This window comes from Pseudomonas baetica, from assembly GCF_002813455.1.
Taxonomy (GTDB): Bacteria; Pseudomonadota; Gammaproteobacteria; order Pseudomonadales; family Pseudomonadaceae; genus Aquipseudomonas; species Aquipseudomonas baetica.
In genome coordinates this window covers 2,907,597-2,926,064 of record NZ_PHHE01000001.1, presented here as the reverse complement: position 1 = coordinate 2,926,064, position 18,468 = coordinate 2,907,597, and the positions used below count along the sequence as shown (strand labels likewise).

The 18,468-nt window shown below is 62.4% G+C and carries 20 protein-coding genes; 1 reads left to right on the top strand and 19 read right to left on the bottom strand.

Going from position 1 to position 18,468, the window contains the following annotated elements; genetic code table 11:
* Nucleotides 1–29 precede the first annotated feature (29 nt).
* The gene (locus ATI02_RS13220; RefSeq protein WP_095187428.1) at nucleotides 30–932 is read left to right on the top strand and encodes a LysR family transcriptional regulator; all 903 of its coding nucleotides are present in this window, start codon (nucleotides 30–32) and stop codon (nucleotides 930–932) included.
* A 142-nt stretch (nucleotides 933–1,074) separates the two neighbouring features.
* Here ATI02_RS13220 and ATI02_RS13215 read toward each other — a convergent pair whose 3' ends face one another.
* The 19 genes from ATI02_RS13215 to ATI02_RS13125 all read right to left on the bottom strand — a co-directional run bounded on the left by ATI02_RS13215 (nucleotide 1,075) and on the right by ATI02_RS13125 (nucleotide 18,467).
* Nucleotides 1,075–1,512, bottom strand: coding sequence for an excinuclease (locus ATI02_RS13215; protein WP_095187427.1), 438 nt, complete (start codon nucleotides 1,510–1,512; stop codon nucleotides 1,075–1,077).
* A gap of 148 nt (nucleotides 1,513–1,660) precedes the next feature.
* A complete protein-coding gene (locus ATI02_RS13210) occupies nucleotides 1,661–2,104 on the bottom strand; it encodes an excinuclease (protein ID WP_100846494.1) in 444 nt (147 codons plus the stop codon).
* A 20-nt stretch (nucleotides 2,105–2,124) separates the two neighbouring features.
* Nucleotides 2,125–3,360, bottom strand: coding sequence for a beta-ketoacyl-ACP synthase (locus ATI02_RS13205; RefSeq protein WP_095187425.1), 1,236 nt, complete (start codon nucleotides 3,358–3,360; stop codon nucleotides 2,125–2,127).
* Nucleotides 3,360–4,088 (bottom strand): 3-oxoacyl-ACP reductase FabG, encoded by a 729-nt coding sequence (gene fabG, locus ATI02_RS13200; protein ID WP_095187424.1) that lies wholly within the window; start codon nucleotides 4,086–4,088, stop codon nucleotides 3,360–3,362. The genes ATI02_RS13205 and fabG overlap by 1 nt, the downstream gene beginning before the upstream one ends.
* Nucleotides 4,081–4,545: a hotdog family protein gene (locus ATI02_RS13195; RefSeq protein ID WP_095187423.1), complete on the bottom strand. Its 465-nt coding sequence runs from the start codon at nucleotides 4,543–4,545 to the stop codon at nucleotides 4,081–4,083. The genes fabG and ATI02_RS13195 overlap by 8 nt, the downstream gene beginning before the upstream one ends.
* The gene (locus ATI02_RS13190) at nucleotides 4,542–5,738 is read right to left on the bottom strand and encodes a beta-ketoacyl-[acyl-carrier-protein] synthase family protein (protein WP_100846493.1); all 1,197 of its coding nucleotides are present in this window, start codon (nucleotides 5,736–5,738) and stop codon (nucleotides 4,542–4,544) included. The genes ATI02_RS13195 and ATI02_RS13190 overlap by 4 nt, the downstream gene beginning before the upstream one ends.
* The gene (locus tag ATI02_RS13185) at nucleotides 5,735–6,202 is read right to left on the bottom strand and encodes a hypothetical protein (RefSeq protein ID WP_095187421.1); all 468 of its coding nucleotides are present in this window, start codon (nucleotides 6,200–6,202) and stop codon (nucleotides 5,735–5,737) included. The genes ATI02_RS13190 and ATI02_RS13185 overlap by 4 nt, the downstream gene beginning before the upstream one ends.
* Before the next feature lie 140 nt (nucleotides 6,203–6,342).
* On the bottom strand, nucleotides 6,343–7,068 hold the full coding sequence (locus ATI02_RS13180) for a class I SAM-dependent methyltransferase (protein WP_100846492.1): 726 nt from the start codon (nucleotides 7,066–7,068) through the stop codon (nucleotides 6,343–6,345).
* Nucleotides 7,065–8,312: an NAD(P)/FAD-dependent oxidoreductase gene (locus tag ATI02_RS13175; RefSeq protein WP_100846491.1), complete on the bottom strand. Its 1,248-nt coding sequence runs from the start codon at nucleotides 8,310–8,312 to the stop codon at nucleotides 7,065–7,067. Before ATI02_RS13175 ends, ATI02_RS13180 begins: the two co-directional genes overlap by 4 nt.
* Entirely contained in the window at nucleotides 8,299–9,462 is a 1,164-nt protein-coding gene (locus ATI02_RS13170; protein ID WP_095187418.1) for a cation:proton antiporter, read from the bottom strand. The genes ATI02_RS13175 and ATI02_RS13170 overlap by 14 nt, the downstream gene beginning before the upstream one ends.
* Complete coding sequence (locus tag ATI02_RS13165; RefSeq protein WP_100846490.1) at nucleotides 9,459–11,798, bottom strand: MMPL family transporter; 2,340 nt, start codon at nucleotides 11,796–11,798, stop codon at nucleotides 9,459–9,461. The genes ATI02_RS13170 and ATI02_RS13165 overlap by 4 nt, the downstream gene beginning before the upstream one ends.
* On the bottom strand, nucleotides 11,782–12,384 hold the full coding sequence (locus tag ATI02_RS13160; RefSeq protein ID WP_100846489.1) for an outer membrane lipoprotein carrier protein LolA: 603 nt from the start codon (nucleotides 12,382–12,384) through the stop codon (nucleotides 11,782–11,784). The genes ATI02_RS13165 and ATI02_RS13160 overlap by 17 nt, the downstream gene beginning before the upstream one ends.
* Nucleotides 12,381–12,806 carry an acyl-CoA thioesterase gene (locus tag ATI02_RS13155; protein ID WP_100846488.1) on the bottom strand — a complete coding sequence of 142 codons (426 nt, stop codon included), beginning with the start codon at nucleotides 12,804–12,806 and terminating at the stop codon, nucleotides 12,381–12,383. Before ATI02_RS13155 ends, ATI02_RS13160 begins: the two co-directional genes overlap by 4 nt.
* Entirely contained in the window at nucleotides 12,799–14,343 is a 1,545-nt protein-coding gene (locus tag ATI02_RS13150) for an HAL/PAL/TAL family ammonia-lyase (protein WP_100846487.1), read from the bottom strand. The genes ATI02_RS13155 and ATI02_RS13150 overlap by 8 nt, the downstream gene beginning before the upstream one ends.
* Entirely contained in the window at nucleotides 14,324–15,271 is a 948-nt protein-coding gene (locus ATI02_RS13145) for a lysophospholipid acyltransferase family protein (protein WP_095187413.1), read from the bottom strand. Before ATI02_RS13145 ends, ATI02_RS13150 begins: the two co-directional genes overlap by 20 nt.
* Entirely contained in the window at nucleotides 15,268–16,002 is a 735-nt protein-coding gene (locus ATI02_RS13140) for a glycosyltransferase family 2 protein (RefSeq protein WP_095187412.1), read from the bottom strand. Before ATI02_RS13140 ends, ATI02_RS13145 begins: the two co-directional genes overlap by 4 nt.
* On the bottom strand, nucleotides 15,995–17,674 hold the full coding sequence (locus ATI02_RS13135) for an acyl-CoA synthetase family protein (protein WP_095187411.1): 1,680 nt from the start codon (nucleotides 17,672–17,674) through the stop codon (nucleotides 15,995–15,997). Before ATI02_RS13135 ends, ATI02_RS13140 begins: the two co-directional genes overlap by 8 nt.
* Complete coding sequence (locus ATI02_RS13130) at nucleotides 17,671–18,216, bottom strand: COG4648 family protein (protein ID WP_100846486.1); 546 nt, start codon at nucleotides 18,214–18,216, stop codon at nucleotides 17,671–17,673. Before ATI02_RS13130 ends, ATI02_RS13135 begins: the two co-directional genes overlap by 4 nt.
* On the bottom strand, nucleotides 18,213–18,467 hold the full coding sequence (locus ATI02_RS13125; RefSeq protein ID WP_095187409.1) for an acyl carrier protein: 255 nt from the start codon (nucleotides 18,465–18,467) through the stop codon (nucleotides 18,213–18,215). The genes ATI02_RS13130 and ATI02_RS13125 overlap by 4 nt, the downstream gene beginning before the upstream one ends.
* Between the last annotated feature and the right edge of the window lies 1 nt (nucleotide 18,468).

Here is an 18,468-nt window from a genome sequence, read left to right as displayed (position 1 = left end):
GATAGCTTTAACGACCTAATGGAGTTTTCATGGAATTGCGTCACCTGCGCTACTTCATCGCCGTTGCCGAAGAACTGCATTTCGGCCGGGCCGCACAGGTGCTGGGGATTTCTCAGCCGCCATTGAGCCAGCAGATTCAGTCGCTGGAGCAAGAGGTCGGCGCACGGCTGTTCGAGCGCACCAATCGTCGGGTCGAGCTGAGCGAGGCCGGCAGATTGTTTCTCGAGGAGGCGCGCTTGGTACTGGCGCAGGTCGACAAAGCGGCGGATGTCGCCCGTCGTGCGCAACTCGGCGAACTCGGGGAACTGAAGATCGGCTTCACCTCTTCTGCGCCGTTCAACTCGACGATTCCGCAGGCGATCTTTTCCTTTCGTCAGCGTTTCCCGGCGGTGCACCTGAACCTGCGGGAAATGAGCAGTACACAGGTCGCGGAGGCGCTGGTGGACGAGTCGATCGAAGTCGGCATCATGCGTCCGCTGGGCCTGCCCGATTCCTTGAGCGTGGTGGAATTGATGCGCGAGCCTTTGGTGGCTGTGCTCAGCGCCAAGCATCCGTTGGCCCAGGGCAGCGAGGAGGGCCTGTTTCTTTCGGCGCTGGCGCTGGAGCCGTTCGTGTTCTTTCCGCGCAGCTATGGCAGCGGTCTTTACGCACAACTGCTCAGCCTGGCGCGTGACGCAGGCTTCAGTCCGCACTTTGCCCAAGAGGCGGGGGAGGCGATGACCATCATTGGTCTGGTGGCAGCGGGGTTGGGCGTCTCTGTCTTGCCAGCCTCTTATCAGCGGATGCGCATCGACGGCGTGGTGTATCGGCCGCTGCTGGATCCTGAAGCGATTTCGGCGGTGTGGCTGGTGCAGCGCAAGGATCAGAAATCACCGATGGCCAAGGCGTTCGTCGAACTGCTCACGCGCAAGGTCGACCCTTTGATTGTGTAATGGCTGCTGGTCTCTTCGCGAGCAAGCCCGCTCCCACAGGGGATTTGTGTCATGCGTACAGTATGTGTTCACTGAAGATCAATTGTGGGAGCGGGCTTGCTTGCGAAGAGGCCGGCCGCTACGCCAAAAAATTCCAGAATGCCTAAGGCAACCGCACCAAATCCCCCTTCAATGCCACCCGCGTGACAAAAATCCCCGCCCGGCACTCATAGGTATTCAAATCCTTGCGCACATGCCGGTCGTAATAGCTGACGATATTGACCACCGCATTCGCCCCTACCCGCTTGGCCTCGGCCTGCAACTTGATCAGATTCGACTGCAACACCCACTCGCAGGAATTGTGGTCGCTCTTGTTGAAACCGTTGGTCTTCAGATCACTGATCACATCGCGGCGTAATAACTGCTGTGTGCCCTGCGGGCCATTGCCGACCAAATAGAACTTCACGCTGCCATCCAGCCGCCCGGCGCGAATCGCATCCGACAGCACGGTTTCGAAGGGCATGTACATCAGATTGGTGGCGTGGCTGGCGCTGGGCAGCAGGCTGAAGAGCGTGGCGGCGATCAGGGCTTTCACTTGCATGGTCATCTCCTTGACGGTGAAAGAGAAGCGCGAGTGCAGGGGGGGATTGGGCTCGCCGCTCCGGCAGGCGGTGCGATGGCCTGTCAGGATGAGTGTAGATGCTGAAATGAGCAGGGCGCCGAATGGCGCCCTTTGTGGTTTCTGGCGTTTACTGCACCTTCGCCAGATCACCCTTCAACGCAATCCCCGCCATGATCGCGCCGGCGTGGCATTCGTAGGTCTGCGCATCCTTGCGCTCGTTGCTCTTGTAGAAGCTGACGATGTTGGTCACTGCGTTGGCGCCGGCGCTTTTCGCGGCCTGGTGCAGGCTGATGATGGCCGATTGCACGACCCACTCGCAGGCCTCTGTGTCGGACTTGTTGAAGGCGTTGGTTTTCTTGTTGGTCACGGCACCTGGGCTGAGCACGGTGACTTTGCCGGCCGGGGTGTTGCCGGCCAGATAGAACTTCACGCTGCCATCGATTTTGCCCGAACGGGTCGCTTCGGCGACGGCTTTGTCGAACGGCAGGTAAACCGCTGTGTCACGAGCCTGGCTGACGGCCGGCAAGGCGCAGAGCAGCAGAGTGAAGGCAGCGAGTTTCTTGAAGTGCATGGAGGTCTCCTTGACCTGGATTAATTCGGTTGCGGCCAGCGGCGGAAAATCAACGAGGTGTTGACGCCACCAAAAGCGAAATTGTTGTTCATCACGTAGTCGTGGTGCATCTGGCGGAATTCGCCGCGTAGGTAATCGAGCTTGCCGCAGTGCGGATCGACCTCGTCGAGGTTGAACGTGTGCACGTACAGGTCGCGGTTCATCATCTCGATGCTGAACCAGGACTCCAGCGCGCCGCAGGCCCCGAGGGTGTGGCCGAGGAAACTCTTCTGCGAGCTGATCGGCATGCGTTCGCCAAACAAACTGCTGGTCGCCAGTGTTTCGGCAATGTCGCCCTGTTCTGTAGCCGTGCCGTGACCATTGACATAACCGATGGCATCCGGCGTCAGGCCGGCGTCTTCCAGCGCCAGCTCCATCGCACGGCGCATGGTGGTTTGTTCCGGGCGTGTGGTGTGCTGGCCGTCGGCGTTGCTGCCGAAACCGACGATTTCGGCGTGGATGTGTGCGCCGCGAGCGAGCGCGTGTTCCAGCTCCTCAAGCACCAGCATGCCGCCACCTTCGCCGATCACCAGACCGTCGCGACCCTTGTCATACGGGCGTGGGCTGGTTTGCGGCGCATCGTTTTTCAGGCTGGTGGCGTAGAGCGCGTCGAAGACCATGGCTTCGGTCGGGCAGAGTTCTTCGGCGCCGCCGGCGAGCATCAACGGCAAGCGACCGAACTTGATCGCCTCATACGCGTAGCCGATGCCCTGGCTGCCGCTGGTGCAGGCGCTGGACGTCGGGATCAGGCGCCCGGTAAGGCCGAAGAAGATGCTGATATTGGCGGCGGTGGTGTGCGGCATCATCCGCACGTAGGAGTTGGCGTTCAGGCCTTCGGCCACCGAGTTGAGCAGCATGTTGCCGAAGGCTTTGATCTCGTCGGTGCTGCCGGTGGACGAGCCACAAGCCACGCCCATGCGCCCGTCCTTGATCGAGGCGTCGCCGAGCAAACCGGCGTCGGCCAGCGCTTGTTCCGCCGCACCGACTGCCAGGCGCGACACCCGGCCCATGCTGCGCAGTTGCTTACGGGTCCAGTGCGCGGGCACCACGAAATCATCGATGGGCCCGGCCAGGCGTGTGTTGAGTTCGCTGAAGCGATCCCACTCGTCCATCCGGCGGATGCCGCTGCGGTTGGCTGCGAAGTTGCCAGCAATGGTGTCCCAGTCGCTGCCCAGCGAGGTGATGCCGGCCATGCCGGTGACGACGACGCGCTTCATCAGCACAGGCCTCCGTTGACCGCCAGTACCTGACGGGTGATGTACGAGGCTTCCGCCGACATCAGGAAATTTACTGCAGCGGCCACCTCTTCGGGGGTGCCCATGCGTTGCGCGGGGATCATTTTCATCAGTTCTTCCACCGGCACGTTTTCGTCGAGCATCGCCGTGTCGATCAGGCCCGGCGCGACGCAGTTAACGGTGATTTTGCGCTTGCCCAGCTCAATCGCCAACGCTTTCGCTGCGCCGATAACGCCGGCCTTGGAGGCGCTGTAGTTGACCTGGCCACGGTTGCCGATCAGCCCCGATACAGACGTGATGCAAACAATGCGACCGGCGGCACGGCGGCGGATCATCGGCATCATCACCGGGTGCAGGACGTTGTAGAAACCGTCGAGATTGGTGCGCAGCACCACGTCCCAATCGTCATCGCTCAGCGCCGGGAACGCGCCGTCGCGGGTCAGACCGGCGTTGAGCACCACGCCGTAATAGGCGCCGTGGGTTTCGACGTCGGCTTCAAGAATGCTTTTGCAGGCTTCACGGTCGGCAACGTCGAATTGCAGGATGCGCGCGCTGCGGCCCAGCGCTTGGACTTCGGCTTGCACAGCTTGTGCCTCGGCAATGCCGCTGCGGCAATGCAGGACGATGTCATGTCCGGCTTGCGCCAGACGCAAGGCAATGGCGCGGCCGATGCCACGGCTGGAGCCGGTGACCAGTACGGATTCAGTCATCGTTCGACTCCTTTGCTTGTTGCAGATATTGGGTTGGCTGTGGCGGGCGGAACACGTTCAAGCGTGCGCTGGCGGCGATGCCTGCGCCGTTGATGTGACACTCGAAAACGCCCATGCCGTTGTCGTCTTCCAGCGAGCGGATGCCATGGATGGTCAACTCGCAGCCCGCAGGAAACGCGTCGACGTTGCACTCGAACTTGCGTGTGCCAAGCAAAAAGCCCAGCTCCACCGGATTGCCTTTGCGTCGCGCGTGGCAGCCGGCGAACGCGGCGACGCTCTGCGCCATCAGCTCGATGCCGACCCACGCTGGCAAACTGCCGTCGGGCAGGCTGAACAGGCCGTCAGGCTTGACCGTGAGGCGGGTGTAAATCTGCTCTTCGTCGAAGCTGAGAATCTGCTCGATCAGAATCATGTCGCCCGCGTGGGGCAGCAGTTCGGCGAGCGGCCAGTCGGTCATGGGGCGTCTCCGATAATCAGGCTGACGTTATTGCCGCCGAAGGCAAACGAGTTGCTCATCAGGTAGCGGGGTGCAATGGACGACAGGCGTTCGCTTGCGGTCACCCAGTTGAGCGGCGGCAGGGCTGGATCGGCCTGACCATCCCAGACGTGCGGCGGCAAGGCGTGTGTCGGGTTGTCATCGCTCAGGCTCAACCAGCAGAACGCGGCTTCCAGTGCGCCGGCTGCGCCCAGGGTGTGGCCGGTCATCGGTTTGGTCGAGGAGCAGGCGACCCCGTCGGGAAACAGTGTGGCGACGGCCAGGCTTTCCATGGCGTCGTTGTGCTGGGTCGCGGTGCCGTGCAGGTTCAGATAGTTGATTTGCGCCGCTTGCAGATCAGCGCGGCGCAAGGCTTTCTGCATCGCTTGCAGGGCGCCGCGTCCGCTCGGCTCTGGCGCTGAGATGTGGTGCGCATCTGAGCTGGCGCCGGCACCGAGCAGGGCGATGGCTGGGCCATCGCCACGTCGCTTGGTCATCACGAACAGCACTGCCGCTTCGCCGATGTTGATGCCGTTGCGGTTGGCTGAAAACGGATTGCAGCGCTCGTCGGACACCGCTTCCAGTGAAGAGAAACCGTTGAGGGTCAGCTTGCACAGACTGTCGACGCCACCGCACAGCACCGCGTCGCATAAACCGAGATCGAGCAGGCGTTGCGCGCTCATCAGTGCGCGGGCGCTGGACGTGCAGGCCGTGGAAATCACGTAGGCCGGGCCGCTCAGTTGCAGCCAGTCGGCGAGGAAATTTGCCGGAGCGCCGAGTTCCTGTTGTCCGTAGTCGTATTGCGCCGGGAAATGCTGCTCACGGAGGAAATGCGCCAGGCCTCGGCTGGCTTCATCGATGCCTGAGGTGCTGGTGCCGAGCACGACGCCGATGCGGTCGCGGCCGTAAGTCTGGATCGCGTGATCGATGTCGGCGCGAATCTGCAGCGCGGCTTCCAGCAACAACTGATTATTGCGACTGCTCTGGCCGGCCAGTTCTGGCGGGATCGGCGCCAATTCACCGTGTACGGCGGCCACCGGCAACTCACGCTCCGCCACCCAGCCCGACTCGGGGCGCATGCCCGAGCAGTCGCCGGCGAACAGATTGCGCGCGATTTCTTGCTTGTCGCGGCCAAGGGCGCAGATGACGCCGAGGGCATTCAGGTAGGCGGTCATGGCGTCGGTTCACCGAGTGGAGAAACGCGATAGTGCGGGCCTTGGGGCAGGTCTAATTCAAAGCTCAACGGTTGTACATAACGAATGTTCCAGCGCGCGGACAATGAACGTTGACCACCCTGTTGCTGCGCGGAGGGGTAATTGCGCATCAGTTCGCCAGACGGCGTCAGGGCGAACAGCAGCGCGGCGAACAGCTCCCGGGCTTCCGGATTGGGCGGCAGCAGACCGTCGGCCTGCCAGTGGCCGTCGATCAGTTGCTGACGGGCCTGAGGAATGCCCAGCGGGTCCATCATCGACCAACGGATGCCTGGGCCTTCGCGCTGAATGACGAGCAGCCAGTCCTGGCGTTGTTCGGCTTGTTGGCGTTCGATGTGCAGTTGCAAGGGCAGCGGCAACGTCGGGTTGCCGGTTGGCAGCGGCGCCTGGCTGGCGCAACCGCTTAGCAGGGCAAACATCGCCAGCATCAGCCACACCACAAACCCTGTGGGAGCGGGCTTGCTCGCGAAGGCGTCGGCACTTTCAACATTGGGGCTGACTGATACACCGCTATCGCTGGCAAGCCAGCTCCCACAGGGTTTGGGGTGTACAGGTCGAAAGTGTTGCATCAGATATCACCTGCCAATGGCTTGCGCGCGACGACGTTCACCAGCGTTTCCTCACGCTCGCCAAACGGCTTCGGCTTGCGCACCCCGAACCGCTCCAGCAAACCAAAATCCTTCGAGCGGCTCCACCACAAATACGGGTACGAGACGTTGCGCTCGCCAAACTCGAAACCCTGCTCGCGAATCATCTGCAGATACTGCGCAGCGCTCTTTTGCACATGCATCGGATGGCGGAACAGCCAGCGGATCACCCACGTATCGATGTAAGCCTCGGTGGATTCGGCGAACAGCAGATAACCGCCGGGCTTGAGCACTCGATAAAACTCGGCGAGGGCCTTTTCCTGCTCGACCAGATGATGAAAGGTCTGATGACAGAACAGCAGGTCGACACTGGCGTCCGGCACGTTCAGCGTTGCGCAATCGCTGCCGATCAACTCGACATCCAGGCCTTGGCGCACCGCTTCTTCGCCGCTCAACTCAAGGCTGTGCGGATCGGCGTCGATGCCGATCAAACGCTGTGGCGCGAAAGTCTGGCGCAGGTGACGGAACGACTTGCCCTGACCGCAACCGGCATCCAGCAACACCGGGTTTGCCGGCAACGACTCGCTGAACAACCTGCGCAGATCGTTGATCGCCACGCGCAACACATGGTGCTGCCAGGTGTGGCTGCGCAGGAACCAGAAACCGAAGCGGGTTTCCTCGACGTAGCTGTCGCTCAGGTAAGTCATGGGGCGTCCTTTGCGCAAAGTTCGGAAATCATCTTCAACCGGCGGCGCGCCTCGCTGACGAACGGGTTGCGTTCGTCCCAGGCGTAACCGGCGAGGATCGAGCAGATCATCCGGCGAATCTCCGCCTGGCTGTCTTCATAAAAAATCACGTCTTGAAAGGTGCCGGCGTACCAGCCCTCGACGTAGCAGCGGAAAGTGTCGACGCCGCGTTTCAGCGGTTCGGCAAATTCGCTTTGCCAGTCGACGGTTTCGCCCTGCAACTGACGGTGCAGCACCGCCGCTGCCATGCTCGCCGAACGCATGGCGATGGTCACGCCGGAGGAGAACACCGGGTCGAGAAATTCTGCTGCGTTGCCCAGTAGCGCGAAGCCTGGCCCGTGCAGGGTTTTGACGTTGGCCGCATACCCGCCGAGCGTGCGCGCTGGCGTGTCCCACACGGCATTGTTCAGGACGCCGGCCAGGCTTGGCGTCTCGGTGATGAAACCACGCAGACAGGCATCAAGATCGTCATCGCGGCCAGCGAAGTGCTCCGCTGCGGCAACCACGCCCACCGAGCAACGACCGTTGCTGAACGGGATCGTCCAGAACCAGATATCGCGATGCTGCGGGTGGGTGGTGACGAGGATTTTTTCGCGGTCGAACGCCGGGTTGTCGATGTGATCTTCGACGTGGGTGAACACGGCTTGGCGCACCGGGAAGTTCGATGGCGCTTCCAGATCCAGCAAGCGCGAGAGCACGCGACCGTAACCGCTGGCATCGAGGACGAAATCGGCCTCGACGCGGTATTCGCTGCCGTCTTCACGACGCACATCAAGTTGTGGTTTTGTCCGGTCGAAATCAACGCTGACGATGGCATCGCCATAGCGGATCTCGGCACCTTGCAGCGCCGCTTGATCGGCCAGCAATTTGTCGAAATCGGCGCGCTGCACCTGGAACGTGGTCGGCTTGCCGTGGGTGAAGGTGTCGCCAAAATCAAACGCGCTGTAGCGCTCGCCCCAGGCAAACGCGGCGCCGGTCTTGCGCTGGAATCCGGCGGCGTTGACGGCGTCGAGCATGCCGGCTTCTTCGACGAAGTCCAGGCAATGACTGAGCAGGCTTTCGCCGATGGAAAACCTTGGGAAGTGCTGACGCTCGATGACCAGCACGTCGTGGCCCTTGCGCTTGAGCAGTGCGGCGGCGATGGCGCCGGACGGGCCGGCGCCGATGATCACGACCTGACGGGATTCCATTTCAACGATTGGCACGTGAGCTCCGGGGTAATGAGGTAGGCAAATTCAGTGGCGCACGGTGCAGGCCAATCAGGGCCGGCAACAGTGTGGCGATCAGGCCCATCAGCATCAGCGCGAAGTACAGCGCCGGGGTGATGAGGTGTTGTTGCAACAGCAGGTTGAGAAAGACGATTTCGCTGAGGCCACGAATGTTCAGCAGCACGCTTTCACGCCAGCGGCTGGCGCCTGCAAACGAAGCACCGGCCCAGCCGAGGCCGAGCCAGTTGCCGAGCAGTTTACTGGCAATCGGCAACAGCAGCAGCGCCGCCCATTGCCCGGCGCCGAGGCTGGCGAGAGCCGCGTGCACATCGATCTGGACGATGCCGAAGGTGAGGATCAGCGGGATCGCGATCCACGTCTGCAAACGGCTCATCCAGCGCGCCGGTAGCGGCAGCACCAGCGGTACTTTCAGCGCGGCCATGCACAGCAGATAACCGATGCCGAAAATCAGTGCGTTGAGTTTGTAGTGCTCGGCCATGACCAGCAGCGCGAAGAAACCGAGACTGTAAGTCAGTGGTCGGCGCACACCGGACAGATACAGCACTAACGGCACGCACGCGAGGCCCAGCGGCAGCAACAGACCGCTCAGGTGCAAACTGCCCTGAGCGAGGCCGAACAGCGTCCAGCATGTCAGATCGATCAGGATCGCTGTCTGCACCAGGCGCCGGGTGGCAGAGGGCGGGTAATCGATGTGGCGCAGATACAAGTACAGCACCGGGATCGCGGTAATCGCGAACACCAGACCGATGGCCAGTGAGTTGAGCCACGGTTGCGCGGGCAGCAGCCAGTACGCAGCCGCCAGACCACAGGCAAACGGCACGGCGAAACTCGGCACGGCGATTTTCACGCTCTGGCGATCCAGGCGCAGATCGATCACATCGCTGAGGATATGCCCGAGCAACAGCGCAAAACTCAGGCTGTAGAGGTTTTTCAGCCACACCGGTGCGATCAGTTCGGCACCGCTGAGCTGCCAGCCCGGTTCGATCCAGAAATACATCAGCAGCGGCAAACCGAAACTCGCCAGCAGCAACTGGCTGACAATCGGGATCAGGCCGAAGTGGCGGCCGATGCGAGTAGCTAAGACGAACAACGCCAGGGCCAGCAGCCAGAAACCGATGACCATCATGCTGCACGCTCCGAAACGCTAGCGGTGTGTTCATGACGCCCGGCCCAAGGCGCGAGCATGAAACTGAACGCCAGACCTAGACTCACCGACAAACCGAAATTGCTCACCGCTGGTGTGCTGGAAACCGCCAACAAGCCAAACGACAGCCATGTGGTCACGGCCGCCAGCAAGGTGCCGAGCAGACTCACCGCCGCGCCGCCGATCTGCTCACGCATGAGAATCGCGTAGTCAACGCTGATCGCCGTCACCAGCAGCAAGCCGAACAAGCTGAACAGGGTCAGCGGCTGACCGAGCCAGCCGAGGCTGGCCAGACTGCACAGCGCTGCCAGCAACGGCAGAGCAACGATGCGCAAAGCCCCGCCGAAGCCGAAGGGCAGGATCAACACCAAGACGATCAACACGCAGGAGGCGAGTTTCAACTCGGCGGCGCTGATCTGCGTCGCGGCAAAAACGTTGTTCAGATCACCGAGGCGATCCACCAGCACCACGCCCGGCAGATCCAGCGCCTGCACGCGCAGCAGCGACGGATTGTTCAGGCCTTGCAGGCTGGTCATCGCCGCCACGCCATCTTCGGTCGGACCGAGCCACAGCGTGCGGTACGGCTCGCCGAGCGGCCCGGCCAGTGCAACGTCGATGTCCTCAAGGGGCAGCGACTGCAACTGTTGCAGCTCGGTTTGCAGCGCGGCGACGGGCACGCCGAGATCGATCAACGGCTGCCAGAATTGCGGCAGTTTGTTCAGTGCTTCGCGCACTTGCTGTTGCTGACCCGGCGGGCTGAGCAGTTGATCGAGGGCCAGATAGCCTTGCAGCTTGTCGAGGTTGACCAGTTGCTGCAGACGCTCGCTCAGCGCCGCCTGACGTTCGAGCAATTCCTGCTGGTTGGCGGCGCGCACCAGAAAGAACTGGCTGGTCGGCTGATAGCCGGTGATGCGTGCGATGGTCTGCGCTTCATCAGTCAGGCGTTGCGGTGCGCCGACCCACTGGCGGATGTCGTTTTTGCTTTGCAGTTGCAGCAGACCGCCTACGCAAAACGCGATCAGCAGTGCGAGCAACACCGGGGTGCGCACGCGTTCAAGTAGTTTTTCCCGCAGACCGACTAACCGCTCGGCCAGATGCAGCGGCCATTGCGCCGGACGCAGTTCGACATTCTTCAGCAGCGCCGGCAGCAGACACACCGCCGACAGATAGGCGCCGAGCAACCCGGCAGCGGAGAACACTGCGATTTGCGTCAGCGCCGGGAACGGCGTCCACGCCAGCGCCAGATAACCGATGGCGCTGGTGATCAGGCTCAACGTCAGCCCGGACAGGGTCAGGCGCAAGGCCGGCCAACTGCGCCACGGCTTGAGGCTCCAGCTCTTGGATAGATAGTGCAGCGGATAATCCACCGCCACGCCGATCAGGCTGGAACCGAGCACCAGTGTCATCACATGCATATGCCCGAACAGCGCCACACACGCCACCGCACCGAACAGCATGCCGACCAACACTGGCACTAAAGCCAGTAGCACCCGCCAGCGGCGGAACGCCAACAGCAGCAACAACAGAATGCCCAGCGTGGCGCCACCGCCGACCCAGGTCATTTCGCGTGTGGCTTGTTGCTGGCCATTGGCGGCGTAAAGCAAACCGCTGGCGGCCAGTAATTGCACGTCGGACTGTGCCGCTTGGTCACGACTGTGCTGAAGCAGATCCGCCACTTGCAGCGGCAGGTTCATGTCGAAGGCATTACCGGTGGTGCGCGCGCGCAGCAGCACCCAGCTCTTGCCGTCAGCGTCGGCGACCAGCGCGCCGCTGCCGATGTCCAGTTGTACCGCGCCGTGTTTCGGCTGGCTGTTCTGGATGCGTCCGGTCAGGCCCAGCCAGTCATCCTGACTCGCCACCAGACTGAAACCGGTAAACGGGTCAAACAGCGCCTGCACCCGTTGCTGAATGAACGCGTCGGGGTGCTCGATCAGCAGTTGCCGATCATCTGCCGAGAGCATCGCCAGCCGCCCTTGCAGCAGTTGCGTGCGCAGGGCCGGCAGATCGGCTTGCAGGTTCCACTGCACTTTGTCGAACAGTCCGCTGGCCTGCCATTGCTCGCCCAGCGTCTGCGCCATGGCCAGCGCTTGCTGGCGATCAGCGTGACCGACCAGCACCAGCATTTCGCGATTCAGCGGTTCCTGCATGCGCTGTTCGGCACGCAGTTCGAGGGCGTCGGGGTTCGTGCCCGGCACCAGTTCCATCAGGTTCGCCGACAGCGGCGCACCGTTGCGCCACTGCCAACCGGCCAGCGCGATGACGGCCAGCAGCAGAATCAGGAACAGCCACGGCAGTCTGCGTTCACTCAGCAAAGTCATGTTGCTCCGCGTCGCTCAACGGTTGGCCGGCGCTGCTGTCCTGCATGCGCAGCACGGTGCTGTCGCCTTGGGTTTCCAGCAGTTCGATGGTTTGCACCAGTTCGCCGCCGTCGATGTTGATCTGCTTGAAGACTTGTTTGAGTAGCAATGAACGCGGCGTCAGCGTCAGTTTCCACTGCTGCGCATCGCCGCTCAGGGCCAGTTCGAAATCCCGTTGCAGACCACTGCTGTCGCCTTGCAGCACGGCGAGGAACAAGCGGTTCTGCTCGGCGCCAGCGCTCTTGTTCGGCAGCAGCTGCCAGCCGTTGCCGTCACGCCGGGCAATGCCTTTGGCGTTGATGCGGTAGTCCTGTTGCAGTGGTGATTTCAGCAGCCAGAGCAGGCCGTGATTTTTCGCGAGAACGAAGCTGCCCTTGCTGATCAGCGGCTGGGGCAGGGCGCGCAGGTGTTTTTCCTGGATGAACTGGCCGTGGATCACGTCCGGTTTCGCCAGTTGTTCACTGAGCTGTTGCAGATCGAAGGCGTTAGCCAGAGACGACATCGCCAGCAGCGCCAGTACGCTCAAGCCTTTAACAAAAACATTCATCGCAGCATCCTTTCCACGGCATCGGTGAAGACTTTTGGTGAGGCCAGTTGCATCTCGCGGCTGCTCACTTCGACCGCCACTTGCACGGAGCTTGCGCGGGTCAGGCGCTCGCCGCTTTGCAGGTCGGTGATCAGGTAGTTGATCTTCAGGCGGTTTTCCCACTCCACCAGACTGGCGCGTACGTTGAGCTTCTGGCCGAACACCGCGCCACGCACGTAGCGCAGTTGCAGGTCGATGATCGGCCAGGCGTAACCGGACTCGACCATGTACGTGTAGTTGTGGCCGATCTTGTCGAGCAGCGCACAACGCGCTACTTCCAGGTATTTGACGTAATGGCCGTGCCAGACCACGTGCATGGTGTCGACGTCAAAAAACGGCACGAGGATTTCCGTATCGGCGTGAAGCACTCCGGCACTACGCATGCAGCCTCCAGTGTTGCGCGGCGATGCGTTGCAGGCACAGGCGCAGCTCGCCTTCCAGCGCACGGTCTTCGATGACCGGCGGGAAGTCCTTGGCCAGTTCTTCGTGCATCGCCGCGAGAGACGGTGGCAACGGTCGCGCGTCTTCAGCCTGACCTCGCAGCCACACGCCCTGGTTGGCGGCGAGCAGCGTGGCGGCGGCGACCTGTTCGGTCAGCTCCAGTACGCGGATCGCGTCGCGGGCGGCGATGGTGCCCATGCTCACCTTGTCCTGGTTGTGGCACTCGGTGGAGCGCGAGAACACGCTGGCCGGCATGGTGTTTTTCAACGCTTCGGCGGTCCAGGCGCTGGTGCCGATCTGCACAGCCTTGAAGCCGTGATTGAGCATCGCTCGATCGGCACTGGCGCCGGACAGGTTGCTCGGCAAACCGTGGTTGTAACGCTCGTCCACCAGCAACGCCAGTTGACGGTCAAGCAGGTCGGCGACGTTGGCCACCAGGTTTTTCAGGCTGTCCATGGCGAACGCGATGTGCCCGCCGTAGAAGTGCCCACCGTGCAAAACACGTTCGGCTTCGGCGTCGATGATCGGGTTGTCGTTGGCACTGTTGAGCTCGGTCTCGATGAACGCGCGCAGCCAGTTCAGGCTGTCGGCCAGCACGCCGAGCACATGCGGGGCGCAACGCAGCGAGTAGCGATCCTGCAAGCGATGTAGCGGCGCAGTCGGCGCGTCGATCGCCAGATCCTTGCGCAGCCACGCGGCGACTTGCATTTGCCCAGGGTGCGGTTTGGCGGCGAACAGGCGTTCGTCGAAGTGTTCCGGGTTGCCTTGCAGCGCCACCACATTGAGTGCGGTGATGCGCGTGGCCAGTTGCAGCAGGTAATCGGCGCGGGCGTAGGCGAGGCAGGCGAGGCCAGTCATCACGGCGGTGCCGTTCATCAAGGCCAACGCTTCTTTGGGGCGCAGCACCAACGGCGTCCAGCCCAATTCGCGGTGCACATCGGCTGCCTGACGACGCTCGCCGCGGAACATTACTTCACGCTCGCCGGACAGCGTCGCGGCGACATACGACAGCGGCGTCAGATCGCCGCTGGCGCCGACCGAACCTTCTTCCGGAATCAGTGGCAGGATGTCGTGTTCAAGAAAGGCGTGCAGACGCTCCAGCAGTTCCACGCGTACCCCGGATACGCCGTGGCACAGCGACTGCAAACGTGCCGCCAGCACCGCGCGGGTGGCCTGTGCGTCGAGCAGTTTGCCGAGGCCGCAGCCGTGGAAGGTGTAGAGGTGACGCGGCAACGCTTCAACGTGATGCAGCGGCACCGCAACCACGCAGGAATCGCCGTAACCGGTGGTCACGCCGTAGATCACGCCTTCCTTGTCCAGCAGCGAATCGAGGAGCCGCGCGCCCTTGGCGATGCGTTCGCGGTAAGCCGCGTCGCTCTGCAACTGCACGGGCGCCTGACGGTTGGCCAGGGCCAGCACGTCTTCGATGCGCAGAGGGCGTTCGCCGAAGGTTACCGGCTCATGGGTTGGCGTCGTCATCGGTCTTCCAGAAAGGGTAAAAGTTGAACCATTGTTGCGGCGCTTCGAGGCAATAGTGACTCAGGCGCTGCGCATAGCGGGTGGCCCACTGATGAATGACCTGCTCGCGCTCACTGCGCTTCCACACCACGGCGTCAGCGAAGGGTTCGAGGGTCAGGCGATAGTGGCCGTCCGGTTGTTTGAGGCACATCAGCAGATTGACCGGGCACTTGAGCAAACCGGCCAGCAGCCACGGGCCTTGCGGGAAGGGCGCGGGATGACCGAGGAAGTCGACAGTAACGCTGCGCCCGCCATGCAGCGGCACGCGGTCGCCGGCAATCGCCAGCCACTCGCCGCGTTCCAGGCGTTCGTGCAGTTGCAGCATGATCACCGGGTCAAGTTCGCTGACCTGAATCAGGCGCAGATTGGTCGCCCCGGCCTCGCCGAGCAACCGGTTGAATTGCTCGGCGTGCTTGGTGTGTACGAGGACGTTCATCGTGACCTTTTCGCCGATCTCCGCCAGCGCCCGGCACACTTCGAGATTGCCCAGGTGCGCGCCGACCAGCAGTTGCCCGCGACTGCCGCGCAGTTGATTGCGCAGCAGCGCCGGATCGATGATTTCGATCTGCTCGATGCGCAGCTTGCCGTTCCACACGTCGAGCTTGTCGAGCATCGAATCGGCGAACGCCATGAACTGGCCAAACACGCGCCAATGACTCGGACGCAAGTCTTCGCGTTTGTTCCAGTCAGCCAAACGCTGCTGGTACTGCCAGGCACTGCGCCGGGCGGTGCGGCCAAACAGGAAAAAGTACAAAACGATGCCGTACAGCAACGGGCTCAGCAGACGCCGGCCAAGGACTTTGGCGGCGAGTGCGGTGAATTTCATCAGCAGGAAACTGCCGCGTTCTTCGCGGTCGGCCCAGTGCTTTTTGTCGGTCTCGAGGCTCATGTGCGCCACCGCCGCCAGAGGATGACCGGCAAGCGCAGCAACATGCCAAAGAACAGCCGCGTATGCATGCTGGAAATCAGCGCGTTGTCGTGGAGCAGCCGGAAGTGCGACACGCCATCGAGCGGGTAATGCACGCTGGTTTGCAGCCAGCGCATCGGCTGATTGCGCCATGACAGGCGCACCAGAATGTCCGAGTCGAAGTCCATGCGCTTGCCGACTTTTGCCGAATCGATCAGCGCGAGGGTCGGCGCCAGTGGATAGACACGAAAGCCGCACATCGAATCGCGAATCTGCAACGACAGCGTGTTGATCCAGACCATCACGTGAGTCAGGTAACGCGCGTACAACCGGCCCTTTGGCACGCTCTCGTCGAACAGCGGATAACCGCAGATCATCGCTTCAGGATGGGCGCGGGATTCTTCGACGAAACGAGCGACGTCGAGCAGGTCGTGCTGGCCATCGGCGTCAACCTGTAAGGCATGACTGAAGCCCAGGCGTGAGGCTTCACGCAGACCGGTCATCACCGCGCCGCCCTTGCCCTGATTGACGGTGAGCCGCACCAGATAGACGTTATCGCGCTCGGCCAGGCCATCGAGCACGCGCGCGCAGGATGGCGTACTGGCGTCATCGACCAGGATGCACGGTAGATTTTGCGCGAGCAAAGCGTCGACCACGGTGCCGATGGCGGTTTCGTGGTTGTAAACCGGAATCACGGCGCAGGGGTTATGCATGATCCGCCCCCAGCAAAATCCGCCCGCTGGAGCAGGTCGCCGTGTCATTGCGGTAAGCGAAATAAAGCTTGCGGCGCTCGGGGTCGAAGCGCAGATGCAACTGGATTTCATCGCCGGGGCGCACCAGTTGCTGGAACTTCAGCACTTCCATGCCGGTGAACGCTGCGTTCAGGTTCAGCAACTGGCGACCGAGGTTCAGCGCCCATTCGACCTGCACCACGCCGGGCAATACCGGGGCCTTGGGGAAGTGGCCGCTGAAGTAGGCCAGATCCGGTGGCACGCTGAGTTGCAGGCTCCATTCGCCGTCGGTTTCGACTTGCTCCAGCACTTCGGGGGCTTTCGGGCGATCAGCGATGAGCAGCGCTTCGATGTCGGCCTGCGGCAGCTTGCCTTGGCTGTTCAACGGCAGTTGCCGCACCAGACGCCAGCGCCGCGGCAGGGCCAGGGCCTCGCAATGCTGGCTCAGGTGCTTGCGCAGGGTTTCGGTCAGGCTGCGGCGGCCGTGTTCGCGTAACGCAAACAGGCCGTCTGCACTGAGCACCAGTAATGCGCCGAGGACGGCACGATTTTCCTGCACCACACCCAGACGCGCTTCGGCGACCCAATCGTGGGCGACCAGCGCTTGCTCGAGCATCGGCAGGGAAATGCGTTTTTCTTCAAGTTTGACGATACGGTCCAGCCGCCCCAGCAGTTCGAAGCGACCATCGGCAGCGATGCGCGCAGCGTCGGCGGTGTGTTCGACATGGCCGGCGGGCAGGTAAGGCGAGGCGATGAGCAGGGCGCCGTCGGCGTCCTGACTCAGTTCGACAGCGGCGAACGGCTGCCACAGGGTTTCGCCCTGACGCCAGGCAATGCCGCCGGTTTCCGAGCTGCCGAGGATTTCCGTCGGCCACTGTTGCAGGCGTTGATGCAGGCTCTGCGCGGCTTCGGCCGGCAACGCGCCGCCGGAGGAAAACACCCGGCGCACGGCGCTCAGGGCCGGCCAGTCGAGGTTGTCGCCCATGCGCTTGAGCAGCGCCGGACTGGCGACCCAGGCGAAGGCCGGATGCTCGCGACTGGCGCGCTGCAAATCCTCGGGGAAGGGCAGTTGCTTGCGCAAGAAGGTTCGCCCGGCGCACAGCGGCCACAGCACGCGAAACAGCAAGCCGTAAATGTGTTGGGTCGCGACGCTGCCGATGATGCAGGCTTCACCGAGGTCTGAGCCCCACAGCTGTTCCAGCGCTTGGACCTCATTGGCCATTTGACGCAGGGTCTTGTCGATACGCTTCGGTTCACCGCTGGAGCCGGAAGTGCACAGGCTCAAGCGGCACTCATCGAGGTTCAGCTCAGCGCCTGGCATTGCAGGCTCATGCAAGTCAGCCAGGCAGCTGTCACCGGTTTGATCGGTCAGCCACAGATCGACTTCGCCCGACCAGCGCTGGCGGGTCTGCGCTTGCAGATCCGCGGGCAGCAACACGCTGACGCCTGCACGCCAGGCGCCGAGCAGGGCGATGGCCAGTTCGGCGGCGTCTTCCAGATGCACGGCCAAGCGCTGCACACCTTGGGCTTGCAGGCCGGCGGCGACGCACAGCGCCTGTTCGCACAGTTGCGCGTGATCGAGTGCCGGTGCGTGGCTGATGGCCCGTGCCGGCAGGGTCTTGAGCAACAACTGCTCAAGTTTTATCCAGTTCATGTACGGCCTCTTACCCGTTGTCGTATCAGCCATTCAATGGCAAACATCAAGCCGATCAATCCGTAGGAGATCAGGCCGGTGTACAACATCCACCAATGCAGCGGCGCCCACAGGGTGAGGAGGGCGGCGCACAAACCGTTGCAGAAGAAAAACACGCTCCAGGCCACAGTGACCTTTCGGGTGTAGGCAATCGCGTTGGCTGGCAGCTGCGGTTCGCGAAGCCGCGCCAGGCGCTCGACCATCGGCGGGCCGAATTTCAGACTCAGGCTGAACAGCACCAGCATGAAGCCGCTGATCAGCACCGGATACCAGCGCAGCAACAGCGGGCTGTCGAACATCGCCAGCAGCAGGCAGAAGACAATGGCCACGCAGGCCATCCACAGGCTGCCGGGTTTGCGTTCGCCGGTCAGCGCGCGCGCCAGCCACAGGCTGCCCAGCAGCAAACCAAACTGCCACGGGGCAAAGTGCTCCATGCCGAAATACACCGCAAAGGGGTACAGCAGACCGGCCAGCAGCAGGCCCAGGCCGATCAATCGGCTCATGCGGCCGGTTGAACCAGACGGAAAACCGCCTCGACCACGTCACCGACGGTGCGCACCGATTTGAATTCTTCGGCGGCGATTTTCTTGCCGGTCTGACGCTTGATGTGATCGATCAGATCGACCGCGTCGATGCTGTCGATTTCCAGATCCTGATACAGGTTTGATTCCAGACTGATGCGCGCAGGCTCCAGTTCGAACAGCTCGACCAAGGCATCGCGCAGGGTGTTGAAAATATCGTCACGAGTTTGCATG

Excerpts from the sequence above, each read along its gene's own strand:
- ATI02_RS13220 (WP_095187428.1), top strand. The coding sequence starts at position 30 with ATGGAATTGCGTCACCTGCGCTACTTCATCGCCGTTGCCGAAGAACTG.
- ATI02_RS13215 (WP_095187427.1), bottom strand. The coding sequence starts at position 1,512 with ATGCAAGTGAAAGCCCTGATCGCCGCCACGCTCTTCAGCCTGCTGCCC.
- ATI02_RS13210 (WP_100846494.1), bottom strand. The coding sequence starts at position 2,104 with ATGCACTTCAAGAAACTCGCTGCCTTCACTCTGCTGCTCTGCGCCTTG.
- ATI02_RS13205 (WP_095187425.1), bottom strand. The coding sequence starts at position 3,360 with ATGAAGCGCGTCGTCGTCACCGGCATGGCCGGCATCACCTCGCTGGGC.
- fabG (WP_095187424.1), bottom strand. The coding sequence starts at position 4,088 with ATGACTGAATCCGTACTGGTCACCGGCTCCAGCCGTGGCATCGGCCGC.
- ATI02_RS13195 (WP_095187423.1), bottom strand. The coding sequence starts at position 4,545 with ATGACCGACTGGCCGCTCGCCGAACTGCTGCCCCACGCGGGCGACATG.
- ATI02_RS13190 (WP_100846493.1), bottom strand. The coding sequence starts at position 5,738 with ATGACCGCCTACCTGAATGCCCTCGGCGTCATCTGCGCCCTTGGCCGC.
- ATI02_RS13185 (WP_095187421.1), bottom strand. The coding sequence starts at position 6,202 with ATGCTGGCGATGTTTGCCCTGCTAAGCGGTTGCGCCAGCCAGGCGCCG.
- ATI02_RS13180 (WP_100846492.1), bottom strand. The coding sequence starts at position 7,068 with ATGACTTACCTGAGCGACAGCTACGTCGAGGAAACCCGCTTCGGTTTC.
- ATI02_RS13170 (WP_095187418.1), bottom strand. The coding sequence starts at position 9,462 with ATGATGGTCATCGGTTTCTGGCTGCTGGCCCTGGCGTTGTTCGTCTTA.
- ATI02_RS13165 (WP_100846490.1), bottom strand. The coding sequence starts at position 11,798 with ATGACTTTGCTGAGTGAACGCAGACTGCCGTGGCTGTTCCTGATTCTG.
- ATI02_RS13160 (WP_100846489.1), bottom strand. The coding sequence starts at position 12,384 with ATGAATGTTTTTGTTAAAGGCTTGAGCGTACTGGCGCTGCTGGCGATG.
- ATI02_RS13155 (WP_100846488.1), bottom strand. The coding sequence starts at position 12,806 with ATGCGTAGTGCCGGAGTGCTTCACGCCGATACGGAAATCCTCGTGCCG.
- ATI02_RS13150 (WP_100846487.1), bottom strand. The coding sequence starts at position 14,343 with ATGACGACGCCAACCCATGAGCCGGTAACCTTCGGCGAACGCCCTCTG.
- ATI02_RS13145 (WP_095187413.1), bottom strand. The coding sequence starts at position 15,271 with ATGAGCCTCGAGACCGACAAAAAGCACTGGGCCGACCGCGAAGAACGC.
- ATI02_RS13140 (WP_095187412.1), bottom strand. The coding sequence starts at position 16,002 with ATGCATAACCCCTGCGCCGTGATTCCGGTTTACAACCACGAAACCGCC.
- ATI02_RS13135 (WP_095187411.1), bottom strand. The coding sequence starts at position 17,674 with ATGAACTGGATAAAACTTGAGCAGTTGTTGCTCAAGACCCTGCCGGCA.
- ATI02_RS13130 (WP_100846486.1), bottom strand. The coding sequence starts at position 18,216 with ATGAGCCGATTGATCGGCCTGGGCCTGCTGCTGGCCGGTCTGCTGTAC.
- ATI02_RS13125 (WP_095187409.1), bottom strand. The coding sequence starts at position 18,467 with ATGCAAACTCGTGACGATATTTTCAACACCCTGCGCGATGCCTTGGTC.